This is a genomic window from Rubrivirga sp., from assembly GCF_049648075.1.
Lineage (GTDB): Bacteria > Bacteroidota > Rhodothermia > Rhodothermales > Rubricoccaceae > Rubrivirga.
Genome location: NZ_JBARYR010000558.1, coordinates 1 through 2,458 on the forward strand (window position 1 = coordinate 1; position 2,458 = coordinate 2,458).

General features: G+C 67.6%; 2 protein-coding genes. One reads left to right on the top strand and one right to left on the bottom strand.

The features are described from left to right. Positions 1-317 precede the first annotated feature (317 nt). Positions 318-1,700 (bottom strand): flavin-containing monooxygenase, encoded by a 1,383-nt coding sequence (locus WBA11_RS15635; RefSeq protein WP_424521592.1) that lies wholly within the window; start codon positions 1,698-1,700, stop codon positions 318-320. 183 nt (positions 1,701-1,883) lie between these two features. Between WBA11_RS15635 and WBA11_RS15640 the strand changes: the two genes are divergently transcribed. Continuing rightward, on the top strand, positions 1,884-2,458 hold a 575-nt coding region (locus WBA11_RS15640), incomplete at its 3' end, for a tRNA (adenosine(37)-N6)-threonylcarbamoyltransferase complex transferase subunit TsaD (RefSeq protein ID WP_424521593.1).

Sequence of the window (2,458 nt, forward strand, 5' to 3'; positions counted from 1 at the left end):
TCGCCGTACGCCTCGGCGTCGGGCGCATCGCCGACCCCGGCGCCGTCGAGGATGATGGTGACAAAGACGGACATGGGGTGTGGGCTGGAGGCAAGGGAAGATGCGACCGTCCTCGAGGTGGAGCGAAATGCGAGAAGAGGTCGGGGGTGAGGTCGGTCTCGTCCTCGAGGCCGAGGCGATCTCGAACGCCCCCTGCAGCGCCGTTGCAGGCGACGGCGTCCTCCCCGTCGATCCAGAGGTCCAGCTCGAGGCCGGACGCGCGACGACCTCGAGGACGGCCTACCTCGATTCGTCCCCGCGACACGCTCTTCCAGCCATCACGCCGCCTCTCTCCCGCCGTGTCTCCTCACCTCCGCCCCCTCGCTCACCTCCATCGACACGACCTGCGCTTTGGGCCGGCGGCGACCTCGGCGGCGCTCGCGGGCGATCGTGCGGAGGTAGGGGTAGAAGTCGACCTGGATCGTGTGCCGAGGGGACTTCGTGTAACGCTTCTGGATGGCTGCCAGCGTCTTGTCGACCGCCTCCCGCATCACGCCGTGCGCAGGTAGGCCGGCCGTGCCGGTCACCAGATCCGCGACCCACTCCGACTGCGCCTCTGCCAGAGGCATCGTGGCGCCCAGAGGCTGCACCAGCCCGACGAAGTACAGCCCGGGGACTTCGAGGTGGGCGACGTGACAGAACAGTTCGACGCGGTTACCGGCCGGGTCGAACACCTCCGGCATCAAGAACGGAACGTTCACCTTGTAGCCCGTCGCCGCCACGATGATATCGGCCGTCTCCTTCGTTCCGTCCGCGAACACGACGTGGTCCCCGTCTAGGCGCTCGATGGTGGGCTTGACCGTGATCCGACCGTGGCCGACGTGGTCCAGCAGATGAGACGAGATCGTCGGGTGCTCACTGCCGAACGGGTAGTCCGGCGTCGGGAAGCCGTAGTCCTCCTGCCGTCCTCGAGCGATACGCAGGAGGGCCGCGAAGCCGCTCCGCTGCAGCACGTGCGGCAAGCGCGTGAGGACCGGCTTGAGAAGGGAGTCCGTCGGGACTCCGAAGACGTACTTCGGGACGATGTGCGCGCCACGGCGGACGCTCAGGAACGTGGCCTCCGCGTGCCGCACGGCCTCCGTCACGATGTCCGTCCCCGAGTTACCGACGCCCACCACGACCACGCGCCGGTCGGTCAAGACGTGCGGCGTCTTGTAGTCGTGCGAGTGGATGATCTCGCCCGAGAACGTCCCGGGCCACGACGGCAAGCTCGGGCTCCAGTGGTGCCCGTTCGCCACAATCACCGATTCCGTCCTGATCACCTCGACCTCACCCACGTCGACGCGGCGGACGGTGACCTCGAAGCCACCGCCGGCCAGCGGCTCGACGTGCTCGACGCGGGTGCGAAACTCGACGTCGTCCCGGATGCCAAAGTGGTCGACGTAGTCCTCGAAATAGTCGAGGACGTCCGCGTGGCTCGGGTAGATCGGGTACGACTCCGGCATCGGGTAGTCCGAGTACGCCATCACGTTCCGGTTCGTGTTGATGTGGAGCGACCGGTACGCGCTCGACATCCCGTTGTCGTTCCCATAGCGCCAGTTGCCCCCGATCCCACTCCCCAGCTCAAAGCACGCGAACGGCACGCCCCGCTCACGCAGCACCTTACAGGCAACGATACCAGACGACCCAGCACCGACGACGCAAACAGGGATCGTTCTCATACCAGGGGGAGGACACGGCCGAAACGTAGTGATCACCCGATCTATTTGACAGCACAAAACAGACAATTCTCGACTCCGCCTCCAGCGTGCTCCTTTTTGTCCGACCATAACGCCCACCCCAAAGATCCCCGAAGGAACCGATCGGCCTCGAGGACGATCACGCGCCCTCCCCCTCACTCCGACGTGACGCCGCCTGACCTCGCTCCCATCCTGGCCATCGAGACGTCGTGTGACGACACGGCAGCGGCGGTCTGGGCAAACGGGCGGCTGGCCTCGTCCGTCGTGGCGAGCCAGAAGGTCCACGAAGGGTTCGGCGGCGTGGTCCCCGAGCACGCGAGCCGCGCCCACGAACGCCTCATCGTGCCGACGGTCCGGGCCGCGCTGGGAGACGCCGGCCTCGAGGTCGGAGACCTGGGCGCCGTAGCTGTCACCGTCGGTCCGGGGTTGGCGGGGTCGCTTTTGGTCGGGCTGAGCATGGCGAAGGGGATCGCCGTCGGCGCGGACCTGCCGCTCATCGGCGTAAACCATTTGGAGGGCCACGTCTACTCGGTCATGATCGAGGAGCCGCGGCCCGAGTTGCCGTTCCTGTGCCTCACGGTCTCGGGCGGCCACACCCTCCTGACGCTCGTCGAGGACGGCTTCCGCCACCGCGAGCTCGGCCGCACGCGCGACGACGCCGCCGGCGAGGCGTTCGACAAGGTGGCCAAGCTGCTCGGGCTCGGCTACCCCGGCGGCCCCCACATCGACCGCCTGGCCGC

Coding starts and splice junctions, on each gene's coding strand:
- WBA11_RS15635 (WP_424521592.1), bottom strand. CDS start 1,700: ATGAGAACGATCCCTGTTTGCGTCGTCGGTGCTGGGTCGTCTGGTATC.